Source organism: Nitrobacter vulgaris (assembly GCF_031453995.1).
In the GTDB taxonomy this organism is placed as follows: domain Bacteria; phylum Pseudomonadota; class Alphaproteobacteria; order Rhizobiales; family Xanthobacteraceae; genus Nitrobacter; species Nitrobacter vulgaris.
This window is the reverse complement of record NZ_JAVDPZ010000005.1, coordinates 167,275-192,579: the sequence shown is the minus strand read 5'-3', so window position 1 is coordinate 192,579 and position 25,305 is coordinate 167,275. Positions and strand designations below refer to the sequence as shown.

Annotated in this window: 27 protein-coding genes and 3 pseudogenes; 22 read left to right on the top strand and 8 right to left on the bottom strand. The window is 57.4% G+C overall.

The genetic code is table 11. The annotated features are described in order from the left end of the window. Positions 1 to 182: 182 nt before the first annotated feature. Both GGQ85_RS05095 and GGQ85_RS05090 read left to right on the top strand, forming a co-directional pair. Positions 183 to 385 (top strand): annotated as a pseudogene (locus GGQ85_RS05095) (DUF6496 domain-containing protein); the annotation flags it as partial. Positions 386 to 413: 28 nt separating this feature from the next. Then, the gene (locus tag GGQ85_RS05090) at positions 414 to 1,541 is read left to right on the top strand and encodes a YihY/virulence factor BrkB family protein (RefSeq protein ID WP_309773644.1); all 1,128 of its coding nucleotides are present in this window, start codon (positions 414 to 416) and stop codon (positions 1,539 to 1,541) included. Positions 1,542 to 1,980: 439 nt separating this feature from the next. Here GGQ85_RS05090 and GGQ85_RS05085 read toward each other — a convergent pair whose 3' ends face one another. Together GGQ85_RS05085 and GGQ85_RS05080 are read right to left on the bottom strand one after the other, a co-directional pair. Next, on the bottom strand, positions 1,981 to 2,133 hold the full coding sequence (locus GGQ85_RS05085; protein ID WP_173816036.1) for a hypothetical protein: 153 nt from the start codon (positions 2,131 to 2,133) through the stop codon (positions 1,981 to 1,983). 39 nt (positions 2,134 to 2,172) lie between these two features. Continuing rightward, positions 2,173 to 2,535, bottom strand: coding sequence for a PRC-barrel domain-containing protein (locus tag GGQ85_RS05080; protein ID WP_079447966.1), 363 nt, complete (start codon positions 2,533 to 2,535; stop codon positions 2,173 to 2,175). Positions 2,536 to 3,401: 866 nt separating this feature from the next. Here GGQ85_RS05080 and GGQ85_RS05075 point away from each other — a divergent pair. After that, complete coding sequence (locus tag GGQ85_RS05075; RefSeq protein ID WP_309773643.1) at positions 3,402 to 3,593, top strand: LOG family protein; 192 nt, start codon at positions 3,402 to 3,404, stop codon at positions 3,591 to 3,593. Positions 3,594 to 3,956: 363 nt separating this feature from the next. Here the strand turns inward: GGQ85_RS05075 and GGQ85_RS05070 are convergent, their stop codons facing one another. Genes GGQ85_RS05070 through GGQ85_RS05060 form a run of 3 tightly spaced genes read right to left on the bottom strand, consistent with a single transcriptional unit; the run spans position 3,957 to position 7,346 of the window. Beyond that, positions 3,957 to 4,736, bottom strand: coding sequence for a sulfite exporter TauE/SafE family protein (locus GGQ85_RS05070; protein WP_309773642.1), 780 nt, complete (start codon positions 4,734 to 4,736; stop codon positions 3,957 to 3,959). Positions 4,737 to 4,750: 14 nt separating this feature from the next. Next, positions 4,751 to 6,415: a bifunctional protein tyrosine phosphatase family protein/NAD(P)/FAD-dependent oxidoreductase gene (locus GGQ85_RS05065; protein WP_309773641.1), complete on the bottom strand. Its 1,665-nt coding sequence runs from the start codon at positions 6,413 to 6,415 to the stop codon at positions 4,751 to 4,753. 43 nt (positions 6,416 to 6,458) lie between these two features. Then, entirely contained in the window at positions 6,459 to 7,346 is an 888-nt protein-coding gene (locus GGQ85_RS05060) for an MBL fold metallo-hydrolase (RefSeq protein ID WP_309773640.1), read from the bottom strand. A gap of 421 nt (positions 7,347 to 7,767) precedes the next feature. On the opposite strand from GGQ85_RS05060, the gene GGQ85_RS05055 reads away from it, so the two are divergent. From GGQ85_RS05055 to GGQ85_RS05025, 7 genes are all read left to right on the top strand, one after another. Continuing rightward, the gene (locus GGQ85_RS05055; RefSeq protein WP_309773639.1) at positions 7,768 to 8,400 is read left to right on the top strand and encodes a peroxiredoxin; all 633 of its coding nucleotides are present in this window, start codon (positions 7,768 to 7,770) and stop codon (positions 8,398 to 8,400) included. Continuing rightward, on the top strand, positions 8,397 to 8,792 hold the full coding sequence (locus GGQ85_RS05050; RefSeq protein ID WP_079447973.1) for an ArsR/SmtB family transcription factor: 396 nt from the start codon (positions 8,397 to 8,399) through the stop codon (positions 8,790 to 8,792). The genes GGQ85_RS05055 and GGQ85_RS05050 overlap by 4 nt, the downstream gene beginning before the upstream one ends. Before the next feature lie 82 nt (positions 8,793 to 8,874). Next, positions 8,875 to 9,843: a DUF3732 domain-containing protein gene (locus GGQ85_RS05045; RefSeq protein WP_309773638.1), complete on the top strand. Its 969-nt coding sequence runs from the start codon at positions 8,875 to 8,877 to the stop codon at positions 9,841 to 9,843. Positions 9,844 to 10,004: 161 nt separating this feature from the next. Next, the gene (gene tnpA, locus GGQ85_RS05040; RefSeq protein WP_309773637.1) at positions 10,005 to 10,526 is read left to right on the top strand and encodes an IS66 family insertion sequence element accessory protein TnpA; all 522 of its coding nucleotides are present in this window, start codon (positions 10,005 to 10,007) and stop codon (positions 10,524 to 10,526) included. Further along, positions 10,523 to 10,882 (top strand): IS66 family insertion sequence element accessory protein TnpB, encoded by a 360-nt coding sequence (tnpB, locus tag GGQ85_RS05035; protein ID WP_009798194.1) that lies wholly within the window; start codon positions 10,523 to 10,525, stop codon positions 10,880 to 10,882. Before tnpA ends, tnpB begins: the two co-directional genes overlap by 4 nt. 71 nt (positions 10,883 to 10,953) lie before the next feature. Continuing rightward, positions 10,954 to 12,495 (top strand): IS66 family transposase, encoded by a 1,542-nt coding sequence (tnpC, locus tag GGQ85_RS05030; protein ID WP_309773636.1) that lies wholly within the window; start codon positions 10,954 to 10,956, stop codon positions 12,493 to 12,495. 414 nt (positions 12,496 to 12,909) lie between these two features. Next, on the top strand, positions 12,910 to 13,650 hold the full coding sequence (locus tag GGQ85_RS05025) for a DUF4336 domain-containing protein (RefSeq protein ID WP_309773635.1): 741 nt from the start codon (positions 12,910 to 12,912) through the stop codon (positions 13,648 to 13,650). A gap of 297 nt (positions 13,651 to 13,947) precedes the next feature. Here the strand turns inward: GGQ85_RS05025 and GGQ85_RS05020 are convergent, their stop codons facing one another. Then, the gene (locus GGQ85_RS05020; protein WP_309773634.1) at positions 13,948 to 15,006 is read right to left on the bottom strand and encodes an AI-2E family transporter; all 1,059 of its coding nucleotides are present in this window, start codon (positions 15,004 to 15,006) and stop codon (positions 13,948 to 13,950) included. Between the two features lie 434 nt (positions 15,007 to 15,440). Here GGQ85_RS05020 and GGQ85_RS05015 point away from each other — a divergent pair, with 434 nt between their 5' ends. From GGQ85_RS05015 to GGQ85_RS05000, 4 genes are all read left to right on the top strand, one after another. Then, positions 15,441 to 15,659: a hypothetical protein gene (locus GGQ85_RS05015; RefSeq protein WP_309773633.1), complete on the top strand. Its 219-nt coding sequence runs from the start codon at positions 15,441 to 15,443 to the stop codon at positions 15,657 to 15,659. A 1,005-nt stretch (positions 15,660 to 16,664) separates the two neighbouring features. Further along, positions 16,665 to 16,832, top strand: coding sequence for a hypothetical protein (locus tag GGQ85_RS05010; protein ID WP_309773632.1), 168 nt, complete (start codon positions 16,665 to 16,667; stop codon positions 16,830 to 16,832). Between the two features lie 98 nt (positions 16,833 to 16,930). Next, entirely contained in the window at positions 16,931 to 17,125 is a 195-nt protein-coding gene (locus GGQ85_RS05005; protein ID WP_309773631.1) for a hypothetical protein, read from the top strand. Positions 17,126 to 17,996: 871 nt separating this feature from the next. Further along, on the top strand, positions 17,997 to 18,197 hold the full coding sequence (locus GGQ85_RS05000; protein WP_309773630.1) for a hypothetical protein: 201 nt from the start codon (positions 17,997 to 17,999) through the stop codon (positions 18,195 to 18,197). A 923-nt stretch (positions 18,198 to 19,120) separates the two neighbouring features. On the opposite strand, the gene GGQ85_RS04995 is transcribed toward GGQ85_RS05000, so the two are convergent. After that, on the bottom strand, positions 19,121 to 19,381 hold the full coding sequence (locus GGQ85_RS04995) for a GlsB/YeaQ/YmgE family stress response membrane protein (protein ID WP_309773629.1): 261 nt from the start codon (positions 19,379 to 19,381) through the stop codon (positions 19,121 to 19,123). A 33-nt stretch (positions 19,382 to 19,414) separates the two neighbouring features. After that, positions 19,415 to 19,877 (bottom strand): annotated as a pseudogene (locus tag GGQ85_RS04990) (YidB family protein). Positions 19,878 to 20,227: 350 nt separating this feature from the next. Here GGQ85_RS04990 and GGQ85_RS04985 point away from each other — a divergent pair. The 8 genes and pseudogenes from GGQ85_RS04985 (at position 20,228) to GGQ85_RS04950 (ending at position 25,123) form a co-directional block, all read left to right on the top strand. Continuing rightward, a complete protein-coding gene (locus GGQ85_RS04985) occupies positions 20,228 to 20,578 on the top strand; it encodes a hypothetical protein (RefSeq protein WP_309773628.1) in 351 nt (116 codons plus the stop codon). A gap of 467 nt (positions 20,579 to 21,045) precedes the next feature. Continuing rightward, on the top strand, positions 21,046 to 21,309 hold the full coding sequence (locus GGQ85_RS04980; protein ID WP_309773627.1) for a hypothetical protein: 264 nt from the start codon (positions 21,046 to 21,048) through the stop codon (positions 21,307 to 21,309). Positions 21,310 to 21,822: 513 nt separating this feature from the next. After that, positions 21,823 to 22,296 (top strand): DUF1810 domain-containing protein, encoded by a 474-nt coding sequence (locus tag GGQ85_RS04975; RefSeq protein ID WP_309773626.1) that lies wholly within the window; start codon positions 21,823 to 21,825, stop codon positions 22,294 to 22,296. A 15-nt stretch (positions 22,297 to 22,311) separates the two neighbouring features. Beyond that, the gene (xth, locus tag GGQ85_RS04970; protein WP_309773625.1) at positions 22,312 to 23,082 is read left to right on the top strand and encodes an exodeoxyribonuclease III; all 771 of its coding nucleotides are present in this window, start codon (positions 22,312 to 22,314) and stop codon (positions 23,080 to 23,082) included. Positions 23,083 to 23,202: 120 nt separating this feature from the next. Next, positions 23,203 to 23,634 (top strand): pyridoxamine 5'-phosphate oxidase family protein, encoded by a 432-nt coding sequence (locus tag GGQ85_RS04965; RefSeq protein WP_309773624.1) that lies wholly within the window; start codon positions 23,203 to 23,205, stop codon positions 23,632 to 23,634. 3 nt (positions 23,635 to 23,637) lie between these two features. After that, positions 23,638 to 23,852, top strand: a pseudogene (locus GGQ85_RS21065) (nickel/cobalt efflux protein RcnA); the annotation flags it as partial. A gap of 368 nt (positions 23,853 to 24,220) precedes the next feature. After that, entirely contained in the window at positions 24,221 to 24,652 is a 432-nt protein-coding gene (locus tag GGQ85_RS04955; RefSeq protein ID WP_309773623.1) for a PRC-barrel domain-containing protein, read from the top strand. Positions 24,653 to 24,934: 282 nt separating this feature from the next. Further along, a complete protein-coding gene (locus GGQ85_RS04950) occupies positions 24,935 to 25,123 on the top strand; it encodes a hypothetical protein (RefSeq protein WP_309773622.1) in 189 nt (62 codons plus the stop codon). Positions 25,124 to 25,305: the final 182 nt, after the last annotated feature.

Here is a 25,305-nt window from a genome sequence, read left to right as displayed (position 1 = left end):
AACGCCGAACCGAAGCCCTTCACATGGACTGCCGATCCCAACAAAATTATCCGAGCCGTCAGACGCGGGCACCAAGTGTTAGATTCCATCCACTAGGAACGAGTTCATGAATAGCAGGTTCGTTGTAGGCGAAAGCAACGGATGAAGACCCATGTTCATGCACAATAAGCGGTTACAATATACTGTTCGCGTTTCGGAACCAAACCCGGTGCTCGGCTCGTTTATGCTCGAAAGAGGCTGGAAAGGAGATGCGCCGCTACAAGAAAGGTACGGCGAAAGCGGCCCCAGCGGCAAGGGTGGCAAGGTGAAGAGTCGCAAGCAGGCCATCGCCATCGGCCTTTCAAAAGCACGCAACAAAGGCCAGAAAGTCCCAAAGAAAAAATCCAGCTAATCTGGGTGACAGTGAGCCACTCATGGCTGTTTCAGAGCGAAGATCTAACCAATTGCTGGACAGCGAAGCAGGGCTCGCCGCGGCAATGTTCGGTATCCTGGCTATCATTGTCCTGAAGCGGTCTTTCACGCAAAACAACAAGAAGCCACCGCCTGGCGCATCACGCCGGAATGCATCGCCCGCAACTCTCGCATCCGAGACCGACGATCGCGGCCGCAACGCACGATCTCCTTCCGAAATCTCAGCCAAAGGATGGAAGGACATTTTGCTTCGCGTGTATGCGAATATAGGCGAGCACCGCATCCTGTCCTTGGCCGCCGGCGTGACATATTACAGCATTCTCGCAATCTTTCCTGCTCTCGCGGCGCTTGTCGCCATCTATGGCCTGTTTTCCGATCCCGTCGGCGTCGCGAAACATCTCGACGAGTTGTCCGGCGTGGTGCCGGGCGGCGCGATTGATGTGGCGCGTGAACAGCTCACTCGCCTGAATTCGAAGAGTTCTCAGAGTCTTGGCTTCACCTTCATGATCGCGCTTTCCGTTTCCCTGTGGAGCGCGAACGCCGCGATGAAATCAATGTTCGATACGTTGAACATCATCTATGGCGAGCAGGAAAAGCGCGGCTACATCAAGCTTAATGCGATATCGCTGACGTTCACGATCGCAGGCATCGCATTCATCCTTGCTGCGCTGGGCGGCGTTGTGGCTATCCCGATTATCCTGAACTATCTTTGGCTTTCGGATGCCGCCGATTTCCTCGTTCGTATCATGAGATGGCCAGCCATGTTTGTTGGCTTGGCGCTCGCGCTGGCGTGCATGTATCGATTTGGCCCCAGCCGGCAAACGCCGCGTTGGAAGTGGATCAGTTGGGGCAGCACCATCGCTACGCTGGCCTGGCTTGCCGCTTCGGCCCTGTTCTCATGGTATGCCGCGAATTTCGGCAAGTTCAATGAAACCTACGGCTCGCTCGGCGCAGCGGTCGGATTCATGACTTGGCTTTGGATCTCGGCGATCCTCATCTTACTGGGCGCGGAATTGGACGCGGAAATGGAGCATCAAACGGCGTTTGATACCACGACCGGCAAACCGAAACCGATGGGGATGCGCGGCGCACGAATGGCGGACACGTTAGGCGCTCCGCAAGCACGCTAATAAGTCAATGGATTGAGGCGTTCTGCGATCTGTGAAATGGAGGTCACCCGTGGGAACGTCTCGTTCCGCCCGGGCTTGTTGATGCCAACCGCTATACGAACGGCCAGTCTTTCGGGGGACGAAAAAACCAGCGTGAACACTCGTGGCATGCGCTTCTCACCATGTCGGCAACGGCATGACTCTAGGTTCTAATTCAGATGCTTCGTTTTATCACGCGAACAACTTCGCTCGAATACGTAGCTCGTATCTGCTCAATATCATTGCATTGGGGACCCTCCACGTACGGCGGTTGCATACCGCGCTTTATCGAACGCACGGCACGATCTGCGTCGGTGTCGGCCTTCTCATAATGATTTCGGAGGAAGGGCTTTCGAAGGACGCGCGGCCCTGCGGGATGGACGCAGGGCCGCGCTAGCTGGCCACAAGCCGTCTGTACGGCTCAGGCTGCGAAGTATGAGATGTACACGATGATGAACGCCGCCACGACCAAACCGGTCCCTGCAACGAGCACGTTGCGTACCGTCGGCCCGCGCTCCGCGCCACGCGCTTCCGTTGCGGTCTCGACGATGTGTCCGTCTTCCATTCTAGCCATCATCTCTCTCCTTTGAGCTCGATATCAGTTTACGGACGATTATCCGGGCCGGATGACTTCATCGTTGTAATAATCGTCCAGCTCCGCGTAGCGGGCGTCCCAGTCGAAGATGGTATCGGTACCGTTCTTTGGCGCGCCCTTCAGCCGGTTCTCGCTGATGTCGGAATGGTAGCCGTCGAGATTCGAATCGTATCGCAGCACCTTCCACGGCACTGGAAACTGATCCGTGCCGAAGCCGAGAAATCCGCCGAAGCTCAGCACCGCGTAAGCAATTTCTCCGGTGCTCTTGTTGAGCATCACGTGGTCGATCGACCCGATCTTCTTCTTGTCGGCGCCGTAGACGGCTTTGCCCGACTCCTTGTCGCTCTTGGTAAGGTTGCCGGCTCGTGCTTCGATAGACATCAGATTCTCCTTGCTTTAGGGCGCTAGCGGCGCGTTGCGGTCCATGAAGCTCGCGAGTTGCGAGCAACGTGGATGAATCTCCGAAAGTGTGCTGCTGGATTGGCCGCCACGGATGACGACTCGCGTTCCATCGGGTTGCGTGATCACAATGCTCAGTCCTTCAACCGGATCTGTTTCAATCGCGAACATCGGTCGCTGCATGGCTTCGCTCCAGCCTCAATTACGCCCATGCCGGTTGATACGGCCATGAAAGCGCTTGCATGGAATAACGCCGATGGGACGAGTTGGTTGCTGGGGAAAATGCCAACTGCGTGCCGCTGAATGCTACTGAGCCATCAAGCCGAAGGAAGGCGTTCTCCCTCAGAGTTCCAGCGCTCTTTTATGTAACGAACTTGCATTCCAGATGAATAGCGGGCGCATCACGAGGTGTACGCGGCGGTGACAAAATAGACCAGAGCGCCGGCCTGATGCGGGCGCCGGCGGAGTAAAAACGGTCCAGTGGCTAGCCTCATCACCCTACCGCTGGCAGCTTTGTTACGGAGGCAGCCGGCGTGATAGACATGAAAGACATGCAGATCGTATGGTTCAGAAAATGGATGAATGAACCAACTGACATCTCGAAACGGTTCGCGGAGTACGCTGCTCGCGGTCGAGGATACCGAATTCCTGCTGCGCGACGAGATGCGAGCGATCCGCTTTGCCTTGAGTACTGCCGAGAAAGATGTGGCGGCAAGATTACGGCACCGCTCGGAGCTCTACAGCATTGCTCGCGAGTTCGGCCGTATTGCTTCGGAACGCGGAGGCGCTTTCGCGCCCAGGAACAGATGGCGTGATCATGTCATGCCACCGGCGGCGGACCCGGTATCATGGAAGCTGCGAACCGTGGCGCGGCTGACATCGGCGCGTCGAGCACCGGCTTCAACATAACGAAGCCGCATGAGCAGGCGCCAAACCCCTATATTACGCCGGAATTGAGCTTCCACTTCCACTACTTTGCCATGCGCAAAATGCATCTGGCGATTCGCGCTAACGCGCTCGCAATCTTTCCCGGCGATTAGGCTCGATGGGCGAATTGTTCGAGTTGCTGACCCCGCAACAGACACGAAAAGCGTCTCATGCCCCAATTGAGTTTGCGGAAACCGCTGAAGACGGTTGGACCTCTCTGGTTCGGCGCAGCTTGCGCGCGCATGGTGACGATGTTGATGCCGCTGGTTAGATCGACTCGGAATTGCTCGAGCGCGTATCATTTGGTGTCGCCCTGTAATGATCGGTGGGGCGGCTATGCGAGCTGGCGTGCGTTGTAGAACCGCCAGCGGATGTCTCATAAGTGCGGTGATATTTCATCGGTCGGCCTCGGAGGAGACACTGACCGTCTCAGTCCCAACTGGGCAAGATTGAATTACCACATCTTGATCAAGTCTTCAGCCGACGAAACCGCGGACGACGACGTAGACACCGACGCCCGCAACTATCACGGCGAACACAATAGACAAGGCTCGCTTCTGCTTCGCCAACCGCGCGGCAATCCGGCCACCAAAAAAACTGCCGGCAATGCCACCCAGCACAAACATGACGACCAACCGCCAGTCGATTAATCCGGATAGAGCATAGTTTGCGGCCGTCGTAAGTCCGAAGGCGAAAACCGATACCAGGGATGATCCGATTGCCGCCAGCAAGGGTAGTCGGGCCCCCGCAACGAGGCCTGGAACGACGAGAAAGCCGCCGCCGATGCCGAAGAATCCTGCAAGCAGCCCTGTCCCACTTCCGAAAACTGCCAGACGCGGAGCAACTGCCGTCATGCTATCCTTCGTCAATGGAACGAACTTTTTGATCTGGCCTTGCGGCTCTCTAAGCATGAGGAGTGCGATAACGATCATGAGCAGCCCGAACAGGAAGAGCAGCCATTGACCGTCGAACGACTTGCCGATCGTCGAACCCAGACCTGCGCCGACCATCCCGCAAGCTGCAAACACCAGCGCACAAGGCCAACGCACATTGCCGGCGCGGGCATGGACGACCAGGCTCGATAGCGCACTCAGTGCAACAGCCACCGCACTAGTCCCGATGGCCACGTGTGTTGATTGTACGCCTACCACATAGACGAGAAGTGGGACGGCGAGGATAGAACCTCCTCCGCCGATCAGCCCGAGAACGATCCCCACCAGAGTCCCGGCTCCGACCGCGAGTATGTCATGGATCATGGGCGCGCTCGCCCTCAGCGCACATCTGGAGCGGCCATCCACTCCTTACCCTTGAGCATCGCATGCCAATAGATCGGCGGCAGGATTCTCTCCTTCAGCCACCAGGCTGCCCGGGTCGGCTTCCTGCCGTCCAGGATGAAGGTGGGAAAGCTCGGCAAAAGCTTTCCACCATAACCGAATTCGGCCAGGACAATTTTGCCGCGCTCGACGGTTAACGGACACGATCCATAACCATCATACACTGCCTGCTTTGTTCGAAGACCCAAATCAACGCAGATATTCTCGGCAACGATCGGGGCTTGCTTGCGGGCCGCCGCAGCAGTCTTTGCATTCGGAGCTGAGCATACGTCGCCCAGAGACCAGATATTGGCGTATGTCTTGTGACGAAGGGTTCCCTGATCCACATCGACCCATCCGGCTGCGTCCGCCAGTGGACTTACACGGATGAAGTCTGGCGCACACTGAGGCGGTGTCACGTGGATCATATCGAATTGCGCTTCGACGGTCTCCGTCGAACCATCGGCGGAGGTCTTGGTGAAGTACGCTTTCTTTCCCGGCCCATCGACGGCGACGAGATTGTGCTGGAACTTCAGCTTCGCATCGTACTTCTTTACATATCCCATCAAGGCAGGCACGTAATCGGCGACGCCGAACAGCACGCCACCCGCATTATAGAAGCCGACATCGATGTCACGGAGGCGGCCCTGACGATACCAATGATCCGCCGACAGATACATCGCCTTCTGCGGTGCGCCAGCGCACTTGATTGGCATCGACGGCTGCGTGAAGATCGCATTTCCCGATTTCAGTGAACGAACAAGCTCCCAAGTATAAGGCGCAAGGTCGAAGCGATAGTTGGAGGTCACTCCATTGCGACCGAGCGTTTTGGTCAGCCCGTCGATCTTGGCCCAATCGAGCTTCAGACCGGGACAGACGACGAGACGGCTATATTTTACGACGCGACATCCTTCCAGAATGACAGCGTTCTCCGCCGGCTCGAACGCGGTGACGGCAGCCTTGATCCAGGTGACGCCAGCGGGCACTACCGCCGCCATCGTATGGACGGTTGACGCGGCGTCGAAGACGCCGGCGCCGACCATGGTCCATCCGGGCTGATAATAATGAATATCGGCAGGATCGATGACTGCAACACCGAGGTTGGGTGCGCGCGCCAGCAGGCTAGATGCGCAGGCGATGCCAGCGGCGCCGCCGCCGACAATGACGACATCGTAGCTCGCGTCTGCCAGATGTACCGGGGTACTGCCACCGTTAGCGATCCTCCGCACGATTCCGGACATATCGTAGCCGGCTGCCTTGGCGGCGCCGAGCAGCGCCGGAAGGGGTTGCGTGGATGCATTCGCCAAACACCAAAGCGAAATGGACCGTGTTCCGGTACGGCAGAATGCCAGGGCCGGCTTCGGCAGGTTCTTCAACAACTGCCCGAATTGCACGGCGTCGTCATCGGACATCTTTCCAGGAACAACGGGCAGATGGACAAACTCGAGTCCACGGGCGGATGCCGCCGATTCCAGTTCCCGAGCCGATGGCTGATCGGCAGCCTCACCGTCCGGCCGATTGCAGATGATCGAACGGAAACCGGCCTGCTTCAGCGCGACCATATCCTGCGGCATAATTTGCGCCGACACGCTCAGTTCGTCGGATAATTTCTTCACGTCCATACGTTTCTCCCTCCCGCTGATAATTCGACTTGTCGCTCGGCTCTCAGAGCGTGTTGATCGGCACTTTCAGAAATGTCTTCCCGCTTTTATCCGGTTCAGGCAGGTGTCCCGCGCGCGTATTGACCTGAAGCGACGGCAAAATGAGACGCGGCATCGAAAGGGTCTTGTCGCGGGCTTCGCGCATTTTCACGAAGGAATCTTCGCTCACGCCATCGCGAACATGAATGTTGTGCATGCGCTCTTCGCGGACAGTCGTTTCCCATCGAATCTCGCGACCGTCGGGTCCATAATCGTGGCATAGAAATAACCGCGTTTCCGGCGGCAATGTCTCCAGGAGCTTCCGGACCGAGCGATAAAGTGTGCGGGCGTCGCCTCCCGGAAAATCTGCCCGCGCCGTACCTGCGTCAGGCATAAACAACGTGTCGCCGGTGAAGGCGGCGTCTCCGATCACGTGGGTCGTGCAAGCCGGTGTATGTCCCGGCGTATGCATGACAAACGCGGTGATATTGCCGATCGAATAGGTATCGCCATCCTTGAACAGCCGGTCGAACTGACTGCCGTCGCGCTTGAACTCCGTGCCTTCGTTGAAAACTTCTCCGAAGGTCTCCTGCACGATCACAATGTGCTCGCCTATTCCGAGCTTGCCGCCAAGCTGTTGCTGGATGTATGGCGCGGCCGAAAGATGATCGGCGTGTGCGTGGGTTTCGATGAGCCAATCGACTTGCAACCCGTTACGACGGACATAAGCGATGATCAGATCCGCTGATTTGTAACTGATACGACCAGCCGCGTAGTCGATGTCCATGACGGAATCGATGACTGCGCAGGACGACGAGGACGGATCCTTGACGACATAGCTGATGGTGTTGGTCTCGGGGTCGAAGAACGGAGTAACCTCGGGCTTAACCGCGATGTTGATCGGATAGCTCATTGCGAACTCCCTGGGTTCGGCAGGTATGGACAGTCCTCATCCTCAACGGCCAAGCGGAGCTGATTGCGGGTTGCGAGGCTCAAGATGGGAGCAGGAGAGATTGGGTGTCTCCGCCAGACCGCCGATCCTCGTGCCAAGGACCAAGGTCCAAGCCGCCCGAAAGCGACAACAACCGTCATCCATCGCCCATCAATTACATAATATCACATATAATTATATGTAATCGTGAAATTGATATGAGTCAAGCAATCAAGCTTGACGAGTATGTCATTTTTTCTTGCGGGATTTCTTGCGGGCGGCATTTCTTGTCTTGTCTTGCGACGGCAGCGTCGTAATATACGATTTTCATAACTATAAAATTATGTAATTGTACTGTAGCGATCGAATCGTCGAGCGACAGGAACCTGCAGGTGATTCCAAGATGGCCCTCTTGATGAACGACTTGACGCCCCGCCCCACTCCTTCCCCGTTGCGGATGGGAGACACCGCTCCCGACTTCGAAGCTCGATCCACGAAGGGTCCGATCCGGCTTTCGGATTACAGGGGCCGATGGCTCGTGTTCTTCTCGCACCCGGCAGATTTTACGCCCGTATGCACGACGGAATTTGTCGCGCTTGCCAAAGCGCAAGACCGCTTCGCCGCGCTGGACTGCGCACTGTTAGGTCTTTCGGTCGATAGCCTCTATTCGCACCTCGCCTGGACCCGGACGATCGCAGAACTGTTCGCGGTGGAGATTCCATTTCCAGTGATCGAGGACCCGTCGATGATGGTAGGTCGTGCCTACGGCATGATTGACGAAACTTCCGAGAACAGCGCGAGCGTGCGGGCAACCTATTTCATAAATCCCGAAGGCGTCATTCGCGCGATTACCCACTATCCGCTTACAATCGGCCGCTCAATCGACGAGATGGTGCGGATGGTGGCGGCGCTGCAGGCAACCGTGTCGGGCCAGAAGTTGGCGCCGGCCAACTGGCAGATCGGAGAACCGCTGCTCCTGCCTGCTGATGAAAAAACGCAAAAAGATACTAATTGGTTCTGCCGGAGCGCGGCATGACGGCGTTATGGCAATCGCGCGAGCAAGCAGATTCTGCGGCTGACAAATTGCGCAAGTTCGCTCAACCTCAGCGCCTGATGATCCTATCGCTATTGCGGGAAGGCGAGAAGTCGGTGACGGAAATCGATGCGGCGACCAGGATCGGACAGCCTGCGCTCAGCCAACAGCTCGCGGAACTCCGTAAGGCCGAACTCGTCACGACGCGGCGCCAGGCGAAACAGATCTATTACAGCCTGGCTCATGAATCAGTGGCGCTTTGCGTTCGCAGCATCGAGGCCGTCTTCAACGCCGGAGATCCGGAACAGGCCTTGTTGAACGTGGTGAGGCGCGACCTCCATCTAGAGGGTGAAGGCGTCGTGCGCGGCGCGGCGAATTTCGCGCGACTTCGTTGATTGTACGGCTTTCGACGCGCCAAGGCATGACGACCGATGCGCTGTCCGTGGCAATATATGGAGGGAATGATGCCGCAACGAAATGATCGCTCAGATGGGCAATCGAAACAACGCGGCCGCTCGCGTCGTTGGCCGCATCAGCCTTTTCCTGGAAAACCTCGCCACTGACGAAGAGCTGGAACGCCTGCTAAGCGAGGATCGCCGGCTGAAGGCGGTCATCGAAGATATTGAAGGCCGTTTGGGTGCCGATGACTCTGAGTCTAGGCTGGTGGCTACCCTCAGCAACATCGCCATGCACATGTCGGGATACATTAAAGGCCTCAACGGCGAGTTTAATGAATTCCCGGCGAGGCTTGACCTTCATAATCTAACCGTGGTGATCGATCGTCCGGGCAGACCTGTTTACATGAACAAATCCGGGGGAGGAGCCAGCCATCTGGCGTATCACTTGGCTGCACTGCATTCCCTTCACCGCTTCGCAGCAAACTACAAGCAGCCAATCCCAAGGTTCATGGTGATTGATCAACCGACTCAGGTCTACTTCCCATCGGAGAGCGCTTATCGGGCTGCGGGCGGCTCCATTGAACAGACAGAAGAGCAACAGGACGCAAACTTGGACGCCGTCAGGAGACTGTTTGAAATTCTTGCGCGGTTCACGACCAAGGATGTGCCAGGCTTTCAGCTTATCGTCACGGAGCACGCCAATCTCCGGGATAAATGGTTCCAGGATGCTCTTGTCGAAGACCCATGGACGAAACCGCCAGCGGAGCGTCAGCCGGAGACTTGCGGCATTTCAATTGCCTATGACCATGAAATGGGCGCGCGGAGGCGAAAGCTGAATGCACGAAAGCCAGCTATTGGCGGGCTTTTCGTTAATTCTTCGGAGATTCCAGAAAATATCAGACTGCATGGCTGGCGGCGCAGTGCCGCGCAACCAAATCTCCATCGAAATTCGCTGCTAACAGGGAATTCTACAGGGAATTTCGCCAATTTGGTGCTTGAGAGACTGGGATCAGATACGAAAAGTGCCTGTATTGCAGGAGTTTCTTGAGTAATTCCCTGCAAAGCTTATCAGGGAAAATGGTTCGAAGAACAGGGAACGGAAAACTTAAAGCAGTGAGCGAATGGTAAGCGTCCATTTCTCGCACCCTTGTTCGATCGTTAGCGACTCCGATCTGTTCCTGTCTTCAATTTGAAGATGGAGAGAACAGCATGACGAGCGAACATCGAGGGTGGAGACGTCAAGGCGAGGATTTTTGGCGGGCGCATCACGAGGCATGGACGCGTAGCGACTTGAATCAACGTCAATATTGTGAAGCGCAAGGCATTCCGCTCAAGGCGTTTGGCAACTGGCGATCGTTGTTTAAAGTGGAGCCACAGCCGCCCAAGCGGAAGCTGTTGTATCGACGACGCCCCTTAAGTCCTCCCCTTAGTCCGCCGTTAAGTCCCCTTGTAAGTCCGGGGTCTTATCCCTCCTCGGCGGCAGCGGAGCCCATTGTTCCAAGACCACGTGAAGGGCATCGGCGACGGTTCAGCGAAGCCGACAAGCGTTGGATTCTTGAAGAGATGATACGGTCCGGTGCGAGCGGCAGCGAGATCTCGCGCCGCTACGGCATCGCTCCGCGCGTTCTGCGCCGATGGAAGCAGGACGTTGCCGCAGCGAAAGAGCTCGGCTTCGTCACTGTGCAGATCGCCGACGGAGCGACACCTGCGGCCGAGAGGGCCATGCCATGACGGCCTTGCTTCCTCCAAACGTAAAGGTGCACCTGGCTCTGGGCTACATCGATATGCGCAAAGGCATCGACGGTCTCGCGATGCTGGTGCAAGGCGTCCTGCACCAGGATCCATTTACCGGACATCTGTTTGTCTTCCGAGGTCGCACCAGGGCCAACCTTATCAAGATCATCTACTGGGATGGCACCGGCTTCTGCCTGTTCACAAAACGGCTCGAGCACGGCGTCTTTCTGTGGCCGCCGAGCATTGCGCCTGGCGAAACGCTGTCGTTGACCTCGGCACAGCTATCGCTGCTGATCGAAGGTGTCGATTGGCGCGCGCCCGAGCAACGCTGGCGTCCGGCAATTGCCGGATGATCTGCGACCGATTGACTCGATGATGCAAGAAATGCGGCGAGAACGGTGCGAGTCAGTTAGATTCTTCTCGTATGAACGTCGATCTCGCCGCACTGCCCGACGACGTGGAGACGCTGCAAAAGCTGGTGCGTTCGCTTGTAGCCGAGCGCGTCAGCCTCAGCGAGGCGAAGGCCGAGATCGAACGGCTCAATCTCATCATCAAGAGGCTGCAGCGCAACCAGTACGGCCGCCGGGCTGAGCGGCTCGATGACGAGCAGTTGCAACTCGGCTTCGAAGACCTCAACGCCGATCTTGCGCGCGTCGAAACTAGCCTTCCGCCTCCGCCAGCCGAGAGCCGTCCCCCGAGGACCCAAAGCGAGCGCCCGAGCCTGCCGGTGCACTTGCCCCGCGAGGATGTCAGGCTCGATGTTGAGCATCAAACCTGCCCCTGTTGCGGCGGCATACTACACTTGATCGGCGAAACGACGAGCGAGATGCTCGACCACGTGCCGGCGCGGCTGCGGGTCATCCGAATCTGCCGGACGCGCTATGGCTGTCGGGCCTGCGGGACTATCCATCAAGCGCCAGCACCAGAGCGGCCGATCGCCAAGGGGCTGGCCTCCCCGGCTCTGCTCGCCCATGTTCTGGTCTCCAAATACTGCGATCACCTCCCGCTTTACAGGCAGAGCCAGATCTTCGCCCGGCAGGGCGTCACGTTGGACCGCTCGACCTTGGCGAACTGGATCGGCGGCGCCTGCTGGTGGCTGGAGCCCCTTCAATCCAAGCTCGCTGAACACATCTTTGCATCGCAGAAACTGTTCGCCGACGACACGCCGATCCCGGTACTCGATCCCGGCCGCGGCCGCACCAAAACTGGCCGGTTGTGGGTGTACGCCCGCGATGACCGGCCTTGGAACGGGCCGGATCCGCCAGCCGCGGTCTATCTCTACAGTCCGGATCGCAAGGCTGAGCGTCCCGCTGCTCATCTGGCCAACTTCAGCGGCATCGTTCAGGTCGACGGTTATCCCGGGTTCGATCGGCTTCGCGACGGCGGCACCATCCAGCTCGCAGCTTGTTGGGCTCACGCCAGGCGGAAGTTCTACGAGGTGCAGCAGGCGACCGCCTCGCCTGTCGCGACCGAAGCGCTGCGACGCATCGCCGAGCTTTACGTGATCGAGGCCGCCATCCGCGGCCAGACCGCAGACGCACGGCAAAGCATGCGTCGATCAAAGTCGTTGCCTCTGGTCACAGCGATGAAAGCATGGCTTGAAATGCAACTCGCCCAAATCCCGCCGCGCGGCGGGCTCGCCGATGCCACTCGCTATGCCCTGAGCCGCTGGGATGCTCTTTGCTGCTTCCTCAATGACGGCCGCATCGAGCTCGACACCAACACCGTCGAACGCGCCATTCGTCCGGTCACGCTCGGACGAAAGAACCACCTGTTCGCCGGATCAGATGGCGGGGCTCAGCGCTGGGCCACAGTCTGCTCCCTCATCACTACGGCAAAGCTAAATGACGTCGAGCCCTTCACCTATCTCAAGGACATCCTTGAACGCATGTCGGCCGGCCATCCCATGAGCCGGCTCGATCAGCTCTTGCCATGGAACTGGCGCCCGGCAACTATCCTCAACTAAAATGACGTGTCAGGAATAGACGCTTACGGAATACCGTACGCATTGAGCGCTTCGAGAGATCACGACCTGGAAATCCGAATGCGCAAATCTCCTGACTTCCTCGCGCCCGCTATGCCTAATCTGAACGCCGATGAAGCAACTACGGAGTTGCGGAAATCGAGGCTGCCATCGGGCTTGATCTGCAAACGTTGCTGGATGGAGCGAAGCTGAAAAGCCTGGATGCCATGTCAGGTCCCGCAAACCTGCTTGGCCTCTTCTTGGTATTCGCAAGTGCGCAAATTTCGGCTGTTCTTGGTAGGTATTAGCAACGACTTCACACGACAAGCAGACAGGAGGAACGCATGCTCGCGACGCCGGTTTGATTGAAGTTGCCGGTGCCGAGGAATCGGCCGGCATTATCTAATCGGAGCTTATATGTTAGAATCTAGAACTGTTTACCCTCCGCTCGACGTCCTGAAGCCGGTTGCACCTGATATCTGGATCGTTGACAGCGGCCCACTCCACGCAATGGGACTCGCCATTCCCGTTCGGATGACTGTGGTTCGCTTGAAGAGCGGTGACCTCTGGCTGCATTCACCTACGCGCTATGACGAAGGGCTCGACTCGGAGCTCCACCGGATTGGCACGATCCGACATCTTGTTGCGCCAAACGTAGCGCACTGGTCTTTTCTGAAAGATTGGCAGGCACGCTATCCCGATGTTGTGACCTGGGCGGCGCTTGGCCTGCGGCAACGTTCGCAGGTGAAGAAGTCCGGGGTCGCTCTCGATCACGATCTGGGACCCTATGCCCCAGAAGCCTGGGCGCTTGATATCGAACAGGCGGTCGTACCCGGTGGGTTCGGCGTCAACGAGGTGGCCTTTTTCCATCGCTCAACATCCACGCTCGTGCTGACCGATCTCATCCAGAATTTCGAGCCCGAGAAGATCAGTCCTCTTGTCCGGCCGCTGGTGCGCTTGGCAGGTGCCATAGCGCCCAACGGGAAAGCTCCCGTGCATCTTCGGTTCGCAATCAACAGAAAAAGAGACATAGCCGCAGCTGCTGCCCGAAAGCTGGTGGGCTGGGCGCCGGAGCGCGTCATCTTCGCCCATGGACGTTGGTTCGACCGCGATGGAGCAACGCAACTCCGGCGCGCGCTGCGCTGGCTTATAGACTGACGCGACGGCTCAGCTCGAGTCCTTAGGGACAGTCACCTACGCTCAGGGGATAATCAAATGAGCGGCATAACAACCCACCTGCCATCGCCGCGCTGGAATTGGAATCCCTCTTCCGCGGGAAGCAGAAGAGGGCGTCACCTCCGTCGAAATCCTGAAACTCGAGCGCGGATTGAGCCCTCGCGAATAGCAGAATTCGGTCGATCGTTGCAGACTGATCGCGATACCAGATGCCGACGTGGCGCGGAGGGATTGTTTGTCCGGAGAGAGCACGCGCCAAGATACGTCACCGCGCCGTCGCTATGCGCCGTCCTGCACCGCTCCTCGGGATGCCGAAAATATTTCCCAGCTCACCATGAACATTGCCGCGATCAGCGGACCGATGACGAAACCGTTCAGGCCGAAGACTTCGATGCCGCCGAGCGTGGAAATCAGCACCACATAGTCAGGCAGTTTGGTGCCCTTCCCGACCAGAAATGGGCGGAGCAGATTGTCCACCAATCCGATCACCAGCACGCCGTACAGGCTTAGTCCGATACCCTGCCATACGGCGCCGGTCACCAGTAAGTAGATCGCAACCGGAAGCCAGACCAATGTGGCGCCGACCGCAGGGATCAGCGACAGAAACGCCATCACCACGGCCCATAGCAGTGCCGCGTGGAATCCCAGGAACCAGAACGCAATGCCGCCAAGCGCACCTTGGACGATGGCGACCACAATCCCACCTTTTACGGTGGCGCGAACGACCTCGGCGAATCTCGTAAAGAGCGCCGCCTTTTGGTCGCTATGGAGTGGAATGGCCTTCTTGATCTGTTCAGCTAGTGCTCTGCCGTCCCGCAATAGGAAGAACAAAAGATAGAGCATGATGCCGAGACCGACCATGAAGTCGAACGTGTTCACCCCGATGCTAAGCGCCTGCGGGGCGAGAACTTGACCCCCCTTCATCAGGCCAGCCGCGAACCGCTCGCGCAGGGCAGAAAAATCCGTCAGGTTGAACCGCTCGATTAGGCCCGTTGCCCAGGCAGGCAGTACCTCGAGTATCCGCTGAGAGTAGTTGGCGAAACTGTACTCGCCGGACTGGTACTTCGCGAACACGATCGATGCTTCCTGAACCAGGGAGGCCGTGATCATCGCAAGCGGCAGGATGACGATCGCGATAATGATCAGAACGGTACCCGCGGCAGCAAGGCTTGGCCGGTCGGGCACCAATGTGAGCAGCCTTCGATAAGTTGGCGCAAAAATCACCGCCATGACGATCGCCCAGAGCACAGCGCCATAGAACGGCTGAAGAACCCAGGCGAACGCCAGGGTGACAGCGACAAGCAGCAACAGAAAACTCTGGTGTTCAATCCTACGCACGGCTCTCGTTCTCGCGTTCCAATTGCGTTGTAGGACCGATCAAGGACCAAGCACGGCCTGCACACTTTCCTCGGCCCACGGTTATGGCAAGACAATGGACGTTACGGGTTAAAGTTGGGAAGCCAGAAGCGCAAATTCGATTTCAACGCTAATCTCTCGATCGGCGATGGATTGGGATACGCCTCGGACTGATACCGGGGGGATACTCAAGCCGCATTCGAGCGTCCGCCTGGCGATTAGTGCAAGCCAACTCCTCAGTTAAACTGTAGGGGCTGGCGTCACCTCGCCGCCCCGCTGTTCCTCAGCTCTTGACCCGATGCGCTTCACTGTGACTCAGCTTTATGACTCTTAGGAAGCACCACGTTTAGCACACCGTTCTTAAAGTGTGCCTCGATCTTGTCTTCCTAAACGTCCGGAGCGGGAGACGGTTCAAAGTGACCACAGAGGCGCGGAACGAGGCGCTGCAGGATCGCGTCGGCGAGTTTCGCGAAATAGTGGCTCCAGTCCTGCTGCAGCTCATCCACGATCTTGCGCGGGCCGAGATCGAGGTCGAAGTCATCAATCGTCGCGTACCGTGGGCGAGCGCCTTCGGGCTTCTTTCTCGCCCATCGATCTTTGAACTCTGCACGACCGATTCGCTCAGAAGGTATTGAACTATAGATAACGTATAGTGCGGCGACCCATCCTTAAACTTACCTGAATAGTCACTACAAGCACCGGTCGGGGCATGACAACCGAAGCACGCGCCCGCCACCGGCCGTAGCAGATGGCGGGGGAGCTTGCAAAGTCCCGCAATGGGGCGGACCTGTAAATGATCCTAATAGTCCGAAGAGTTATTTTTCATTTTCTTGTTCGGTGTATTGGGATGCTTTCGAGGTGCTTGCTGGCTGCTTGCCGTCCCTTGGGGCCATCATCCTATTGTGCCCGGTAGCCGATCCCGATGCTGAATTTGCGCCCTGCTCACCCGCAGAAGGCACACCGCTCCGGGGATGCGCTCCACCGTCTACATTGTCGCCTTGGGCGAATGAGACCTGAGGGATTCCAAAAGCGAGACCCAAGGTTAGCGCAGCAGCTAATGCAATCCTTTTTGTCATATCTTCACTCCCATAATAGACGGGACTGAATTTGTTTCCAGCCGACCGGCGCATGAGAGATAGATCACATGACAACGATTACACCGCGAGACTTGTAGGATGCCCTACGCGCTTCGCTACGGACCTGGATGCGTACGGCAGCACGATGGGAAGTGATGGACTCGTCTCGCTCGATGGTCGGTTCGACAAGGACTCGATCGCGAGTTTTAACGTCCGGGGCAGCCCCAGGTTGGAAGATCATCAGTTTTTACGGCTCTCACCGGCCTCTAGCCGGCAGAATCCCTCGAGCTCGTCAACGGTCTTGAGAAAAACTCAGACGTGACACTGCACGGCCTTCTTGAAGACCTCAAGCTTCCTTCGGTTCCTGCGCTCAAAGTGGATGTGATAGGGACTTTGAACAGCTCGTCGCCCCTCTCGTTGGTCACTAAGATGAAGTTCTCTTCGCGCACCATGTCTGGTTTTTCCGTTCCGACGCGGTGAGCGATGAAGCTTCCGTGTTCCAGCGCTTCATCATCATTGATGTTCGTGACCCATCAGGTCATTAGCTGGAAGCTGGCCTGCCAAATGGAAGAAGTACCTGGGCATGGTTCATGCAATTCCGCTGACGATCCGACGTTCCAAATGCCGATCGCTGCCGAGCCCGAACTCGCCGGCGAGGGGCTGGCCGACCGAGCGGACAGCGAGTGCGCGAGGTGGGTGCAGGATTCCTGGCTCGAGGAAGCCGCCATTTAGCGTCAGCGCAAGAGTCCGACGGAGCGCGCCCGCGATCGCGGGCGCGGAACGCCATGATCAGGGCGACGTTTACTCGGCTCATGACAAGGGAGCTTACAATGGCTGAGAAATTTGACCCTACACGTCGCGATGTGAACGCGGAGGATCCAAAGGAGGCCATAAAGGCCGACAAGGAAATGCATGAGCGGCTGGAGAAAGGACTGGAAGATACGTTTCCCGCGTCAGATCCGGTCAGCGCAACGCAGCCCGGCAATCAAAGTCCGACGTCCGCGATCAATAAGAACACCACTTAGGATTGAGGATGCGACATCGTTGCCATTCGCGCTTCCGTCTGGACGAATGGAAGGCAGCGCCGCACACATAAAACTAAAGAACCCGCCGGCGAAGGGGCTTTCACCGACGGGCTCCAGGAGATGGACGGTCGGCAAAACCATCCGACGAACCAATGCTGTTGGCACCGATTGAGTTGCTAGATTAACGGTCACAAACAGTTGTCCCAAACCAGTCAAAAAAGGCCAGCCGGATGGGTGCCGCGGCGCCTGATCGGGGACGGAGAGTCAGGCATGACCCCTTCCCGCAATGCGTGGCAGACATCCGCCAAGACAGTAGATTGATCCAGCGGTTGGACCAGCTCGCGGCAAAGTATGCTCCTCGTTTAGGAACGGCAACGGCTCGGGAGGTTGCTTTGGAACCCGAAATGGAGCGCAGTCATGGCATTTCCGGATCAAAACGACCCTTTCAGGAAAGCGCGCTCGGTGGATCGCGACCCAAATCGCCAGCAGGCCAGCCCTTCATCTTCTCGTCCCGTAGCGGATCGCAGTCGACGCACGTGAGAATACGCTTACCTATCCCGCCCGGCGGCAATGCCCTGGGCATCGGCTTTCCGCAGGTGGGCATTCGGTCTTTTTGCGGAGTTGGACCATCTCATTAGGGATCCACGGCAGACCGCCAGAGTCGAGCCGCGTTGTGTGAAAACTCCTGGTGCCGGATGTGCCGAAAGGCAAAGGGCATTCAAGCGCTCGTGAACACGCTGTGTCCAATAGTGCGCAGAACTCCCCGTTCGAATACGCGATGTTGGTTGATCACCGCACTGATCGTGACTTTTATCGGTGACGAGAACGCCCGCTAGCGCTCACGCCTTCCTCTCACGGAAAGGATAGCGCCATGCCTACGCGGCGTCGTTTTAAGCAGACCACGTCATTCCAGGACCGTCTTACGGCCTTTATCGCGGATACGCGCTCTGAGGCCGACGCCGCCACGCACGGCGCGGACCGCTTCGAGCTGCTGAAGAAGATCACTCAGGCCGAGACTGCGGCTGACATCGAGGCGTGGGCGACCTCGTCCGAACTGCGACCGACGAAGTAGGCGCGCCCGCATTCCCAGCGCCGCGCATCCTCCAAGATCACTCCCATCAAAGAACCAGCATGAAGAATCCCACCACGGCGCAGGTCCAGCAGCGCTCGTTTGAGCTGTGGCGGCAGGCGGGCTTCCCCAAAGGCAGGATAAAAAGTTCGAACAGCGGACCTCGCAGGAACTGCGGACCGAAGAGAAGCAGAGGAGCGAGACGGCATGAGACAACTGCCGCGTATTCTGCGGCGTGGGCTGGGCGTGCGAGAGCCATCCCGGCAAGGCTTTTGACTACGAGTTCGGCCGCGCGTGTACCGAAGGGATACCGTGCGAGTGCAAAGACAGCACCCCACCTGACACGAGCCAGGTCATCATCTTCGAAGAAAGACGGTGCACTAGCGCATTGCATTGCAATTCATCGGTCGCGCTCTTACACTTGATTGCAACACACATGATGAGAGACAAGCAGCATGAGCAAGATAGAAAGCATCTGCGCCGATCTCGGAATAACGACTGCCCCAGTGTCATGAGCCCCCGGCCCGTTGCGAACCAAAGCTGATCAGACGCTACGTCGGATGCTTCTCGATCACAGCGACGGTCATGTCATCATCACGCTGCGCACCATCGTGGAATCATCAAGCAATGAACGCGCGCTGACGGCGGCTGGCAATTATGACTCCCTACGTCTTTGAGGGGCGCAATCACGGATTTGAAGCCGGTCATCGCCGGGGAGGATAACCGGTTACCTGACCTCAAGACGCAATTGGCCCGGCCGCGTTCCGACGTCTTGCAGGACAAGTTCACCGGATTACAGAAAACGGTCACATGATCCACCAAACTGCACCCGCGTCGGTGATGGGGCGATACGCGAGACGCCTACCCCCACGTGATTGCTCATGACCTTTCACTGATGTCTTCATTAGCTGCAAGCTGTCTCGCGCTTAGATAGCGCGTCGACGGCCTGCAAAGAAGCTATAGATAAACAACACAATGACAGCGCCCACTATAGCGCCGATCAAGCCCGCCCCTTCTCCAGGTTGGTACCACCCGAGTCCCTGACCAAGATAAGTTGCGACGAAAGCTCCGACGATGCCAAGCACTGCGGTTAGGATAAAGCCGGTCGGTTCATTGTCGCCCGGCATGATGAACTTCGCTATTACCCCAGCTACAAATCCAATGATTATTGTCCAGATGATACCCATAATCACAAATCCCCGTTCTATAGAGTTCGATCATCAGCTCGGAATGCGCCCGTCCGGCGTATACTTATCAACGGCAGTAGGAAGCTCGCGAGAAAGTCTTGTCAGCAGTTCTTCCTGAGACAGACCCGTTTGCTGTTCCAAGGCGGCCAATACATCCGCTCCGATAGCCTGCTTTAAACTCGGCGCAGGAAGCTCCTGGTTAGGCCCTTTGCTAACCCACGAATCGGCGGCATCTCCCTGACCATTTTCTTTGAACCGCTCGAGCAATTCGCCTAACCCCCCGCTAAGGAGACTACCCACGCCACTGCCTGCGAGAGCTCCACTTAAGTTACCGAGCAGCCCGCCTAAAGGCTGTCCCTGTTGGAGCTCCGGGCTCAGCATGATGGGTGTTATCGCCTGCGCCTTTTAAAAGCTCCGCAAGCTTGTCCCTGTTCTGGTAACCGGCCAACGCGAGCAAGCCGAGTAACGCCGTCATCGATGGCATTCCACGTGACATTAAATTTACTCCAGGCTGAGCATGAACTCCGCACAAACGTTTGATGCCGTCGACCGTTCCACTCTCTGGCCGCAAAAATCAATTGCACGCCCCGGCCATCCTAAAGCCCGCAAGGAAGCAGACAAGCTCGCGCGCGCCGTGGGACCAGCTCGCCTGCTGGCTCTGAAAGACCTACCGAGCTGGACGCGACCTTCGACATGACCTCTGTCAGGATATGAACGAATGTTAATCTTGGGTGACACGGAGGAACGAGAAACGTCCGTTCTGATTAGCTCAACACACGTAAATGGGAGTTCGTATTATGCGAAAGTTGATTATTGCGATAGCGGTTGGTGCCGCGGCAATGTTCAGTGTTTCCGCTGCAAACGCAGCCAAACAAAAGGGCCGAACCGACGTCGCCCAGTCCTCGAGCGGAAGCAAAGCTCAACATCGGCACTATCGACACCCTCATAGTCGTTCGCACTATGGCCACCATGACCGTCGGTACGGCCAATCTGGCCCCGGATACTACCGTGATCAGGGAAGCTATGGTCACGCTCCGCATGGCGGCGGCTATGGTGGCTCAGGTTATGGCGGGGGCGGTTATGGCCAAGGTGGCGGCTACGGTGGCCCGGGTTATGGTGGAGGGTATGGCCCGGGTTACGGCGGCTATGGTGGCCCTGGTTACGGCGGCGGGTATGGTTATGGTGGGCCGGGGATAACATTTGGCTTCGGCAGTGGCGGGTATGGGGGTTGGTGATAAAAATAGCCCGCAGCAATGCGGGCTTTTTTTTAAATTCCGACCCCTTTACGACGCTTTAGATAAAAAAAACGGATGCTCTATGGGCGAGGTTATGCTCGGAAGGCGGTATCGCGCCCGAGCAGTAGCGAAACCTAGCGGCGTCCTCGGTACTAGCCTGAGCGGCTTACGGCAGGATGTGGTTGGTCTAATCTTGATGTTCTCGGCGCCGCCGTTTTCTACCGTCGTGTCGAGCTCTTTCCGCTTCTCGTCGGTCGGCTCCTGCATGGTCTTGCCGGTCTGTCGTTCTTCTGCTGATTGCGCGGGATTAACGGCAGTGTGCCCGCCGCTTTCCTGAAAAGGAGATGCGATCTTGCCGCACCGTGCAGTTGGCGACTGGGGAACCATAAAAAAACGCAGGCGTTTTGAATGGCGAAGCCGGAGGAACCCATGCCGCAACAGATGCCCGTGCCCATTTCCGTGATGCAGAAGTCGCTCGCTATAGCGATGCACTATCTCGTGGAGACGGGGCAAGCGTATCCGCTCTCTCAGACCAGGCGCTTCTGCGCCGAGGTAGTGTGCCGTGAGTGGAAGACCGGCAGGCGACATCCCGTCTGGCTCGCGAACAAGGCGATCGGCGCGCTGGAGCGGACGAGAAAGGAACACTGGTTCCGCATCATGCACGAGCCCGTGATGGCGTCGGCAGAAGGCTGACCGCGGCACTTCGAGTGAACTGTGCGCCAGCTTGCGCATTAACCGCGCACATGAAGCAAGGAGAGATGATTTCAAATCCGAACGAAGGCGTGCAGCAGCCGACGCGAAGATCTCGAACAAGGACGAGAAGTGGCATTTTGCTTGTGACAGAAATTCCCGGTTGCAAATGCGGATAGCGCTTGCGAGCGCGTCCATGGCGTGGCGCGTCGGTGCCGAATTAGAGGCACGCGGTGGGCGTAACGCGAAGACGATGGTGAGTTAATCGGGGCCTATATGTCTGTATCAAGAACGGTTTATCCTTCGCTCGATAATCGCCATTAATAAGAAAGGAACGGTAGATCATGACGACCTTTCTCGCCTGTTACCGCCGATTCACACGCGCATGAGTGCCGTCAGCTCGATGGTGGATTCAACCGCCCTCGGAACGTCGAATGCTACAGCGTTACCCCGCGCGACTACGTGTCCAAGCTAGGCCACGCCGGCGCGGTCTAAAATTCGGTTCTAGGTGACAATATGCAGCAGGACACGACCGACAAATACGACCTCCAACGCTTTGTCCTCGGACAGCAGCAGGTTTATGCGACGGCGCTGTCCGAGCTAATGGCCGGGCGAAAGAGGACGCACTGGATCTGGTTCATCTTCCCGCAAGTCGAAGGCTTGGGCCATAGCGCGATGTCGCAGCGGTACGCGATCAAGTCGAAATCGGAGGCAATGGCATATCTCGCCCACCCACTTCTCGGCACGCGGCTAGTGGAATGCACGTGCGCTGTCCTCTCGGTCGTGGACCGGTCCGCCCATGAGATTTTTGGCTCGCCCGACGACGTCAAATACAAGTCGTCGATGACGCTGTTCGACGCGGTCGATGCCGGCAGTCTCTTCCGCCAATGTTTGGATCGCTACTTCGATGGCGAACTTGATCCGGCGACACTCACTGTCCTCGACCAATGGGGCGCAGCGGGCGGGCCTCCGGTATGCAGGTCTCCATAATCGAAAGCATTCGAGTTGAAGATCGCGACATTCAACGTCAACAATGTCAACAAGCGCCTGCCGAACCTGTTGGCCTGGCTGCGGTCGTCAAAACCCGACATCGTCTGTCTGCAGGAGCTCAAGACTGAGCAGGCGGAGTTTCCCGAAGCCGAGTTGAAGAAGGCAGGGTATTCGTCGGCATGGATCGGACAGCGAAGCTGGAACGGCGTCGCGATCCTAGCAAAACGAAGAGACGTCATCGTTACGCGGCGTAGGTTGCCGGGCGATCCGAAGGATCATCAGAGCCGCTATCTTGAAGCTGCTGTAGAAGGCCTTGTCGTAGCCGCGATATATGCGCCGAACGGCAACCCCCAGCCCGGGCCCAAGTTCGACTACAAGCTCGCCTGGCTCAAGAGGCTCGACCGCCACGCATCGAGGCTTCTGAAGGCCGGTGCCCCCGTCGTCCTCGCCGGCGACTTCAACGTGGTACCGACGGAAGCTGACATTTACCCGACTAAATCCTGGGACAAGGATGCTCTGGTGCAACCGCAGGCGCGTAAGCTCTATCGTGCGATGCTCGACCATGGATGGTCCGACTCGCTGCGACAAATCCATCCGAAGGGCCCGCCCTTCACTTTCTGGAGCTACTGGCGCAATCGCTTCGAACGCGACGCGGGCTTACGGATCGACCATATCCTTCTCAGTCCCGATCTGGCCCCGCGGCTGAAGAAGGCCGGCGTTGACCGCAAGGTCCGCGGCCGGGACAACGCGAGCGACCATGCGCCGGCGTGGATCGTGCTGAGCTGAGATTCCGCCAATGCGCAACGTGGTCCTCATGTCGGACGGCGAATGGCTTTGCGAGGCCGTCCGGTGGCGGAACATGAAAAGGTTGGTGCCGTTGTCAACGACAGCAACGGAGAAGAATTTATGTCGAAGAGAGCGCTCGCCGAAATCGCCAAAGACATGGCTGGCATTGATATCGCCATCCTGTCCACCCACACCGAGAGCGGCGAGATCGCAAACCGCCCGATGAGCAATAATGGCGACGTTACCTACGACGGGACGTCGTACTACTTCAGCTACGAACAGGCGCGGGCTGTATCCGACATCCAGCGAAATCCGAAGGTTGCGCTCGGTTTCTCCTCCGAAGCGGGTCTGTTGTCGAAAGGCACCTACGTCGCCGTCGAGGGCGAGGCCCAATTAATCCGAGACAAGGACGCCTTCAAACGTCATTGGACCAGCGATCTCGACAAGTGGTTCGACAACGGCGTAGATACGGCAGGTATCGTTCTCATCAAGGTGACGGCGAAACGGGTGACCTATTGGAAGGGCAGCGAAGTAGGCGAAGTCGAGATCTGACGCTGGCTTTTCGTCAACAGCGCCATCCTGCTCGGCGCGCTGCATGGGCTCAACCCCCGCCATTCCAAGAGTACGATGGCTGCCTTTAGGCCGTGTTGCTCGGATTGTCGGCCGCGATCTCGCACACCGCGGTCGTATGGGCCGCCGCGCTGATCGGCCTCTACTGTAGCGAGGCGCGTCTGAGCATCGCGTCGGCGGTCATCATCCTTGGCGTCGCCGTGCTGCTTCGAACTCGGTTTAGCGATCACCGTGGTATCGGCCGGACACCGCGGTGCTGAGCATTCGACATGTCGAGCGCCACAGAGCGGATTTAGCCGTTTCGCGCATCGGACCCCGTGCGTGTCGGCGGCGCTTGTAGTGCTCGGAAATCCGACCACTGCCCAAGCAATTTTAAGGCATATTCTGAAAATCAGGCAATTTTCACTCGTGGCATATCAATAGCTTAGTTGGGCATTTCAGAAATGAGCGGAAGCGATTCATGGGAGTCGCCACATAGAGGAGATTGAAGTCGGGGAACTCCGTCAGAAGTGGACAAGAAGCATGCCAGGGAACCAAAGCCCATGGTCGCTGTTTTCAAGATCCTACCATGGAGGTTAGCTTGAAAACATTTGCCACTGCACTTGCACTTCTCGTGTTGTCGACTGCGTCGTTCGCCCAAACACCGGCGCACACGCCTTCGCAAGCCGCAGCTCCTGTTGCTGCCGCTGGCGACTGGAGCGCATCTAAGTTGTCAGGTGTGAACGTCTACAATGAAGCTAATGACAAGATCGGCGAGATCTCCGATCTGATCGTCTCTGCACAAGGTGAACTTAAGGGCGTTGTCATCGAAGCCGGCGGCTTCCTGGGAATGGGAAAGCATCATGTGCTGGTCGCCATGAAAAGCTTGAAGTTCTCGAACGAGGCCGGCAAGACGACCACCGGAAAAACGTCTGAGACCAAGAGAGAATGGTATCCAGATCGCGCTATCCTGAATGTCACGAAGGATGAACTCAAAGCTATGCCTGAGTTCAAGTATTAATTCTCAATAGGGCTCCAAGCTTATGTTTGGGGCCCTACTGCGGCCTTTGGGCCTAGACGATTGTCTCCTTGCGGACAAAGGACGATCAGCATGAATAAGAATAAAGGTGATTCGGTCTCGCCTGAATCCGCAAGCAATTTGTGTTTTTTCCTCCGGAAGCTTTGGGATTTTGGCGGCGTTCGTCGGATCCGGTTTTATTGTGGCGGCCGCGACGATCTAAAATAGTCCGGTTCCTCCCAACCACTGACTGGGCCGGATCTTACTCCGCATAGGAGCCTTCACATGCCGACAGGAATGTACCGCAGGATAGATGGGTTTGCGCAGGTGGATTACGACGGGACAAGTATTCCTGTCTCGCGCATAAAATATGAAGAAAACGGCTACAAGCCAGAGTTCGAAAAGCTACCGGCCGAAGCTGAATTTTTGGCGTCGCGAGAAGAGGCGATGAAGCGGGACGCAAAGGGGGCTTAGAAAGTCCGCTGCTTGAATATAGAGGCGAAGCTTTAAACTATTACTATCGCGGCCTCCGCCTGGGAGGGTCATCTGCTGAAACATCGGAGATTTCAGACCCTCGCCGAATAACAGACAATATCCACAGCAATCGGTACCAGCACAAAAATCCCATTGTGATGGCAAAGACTGAAGTTTGATGC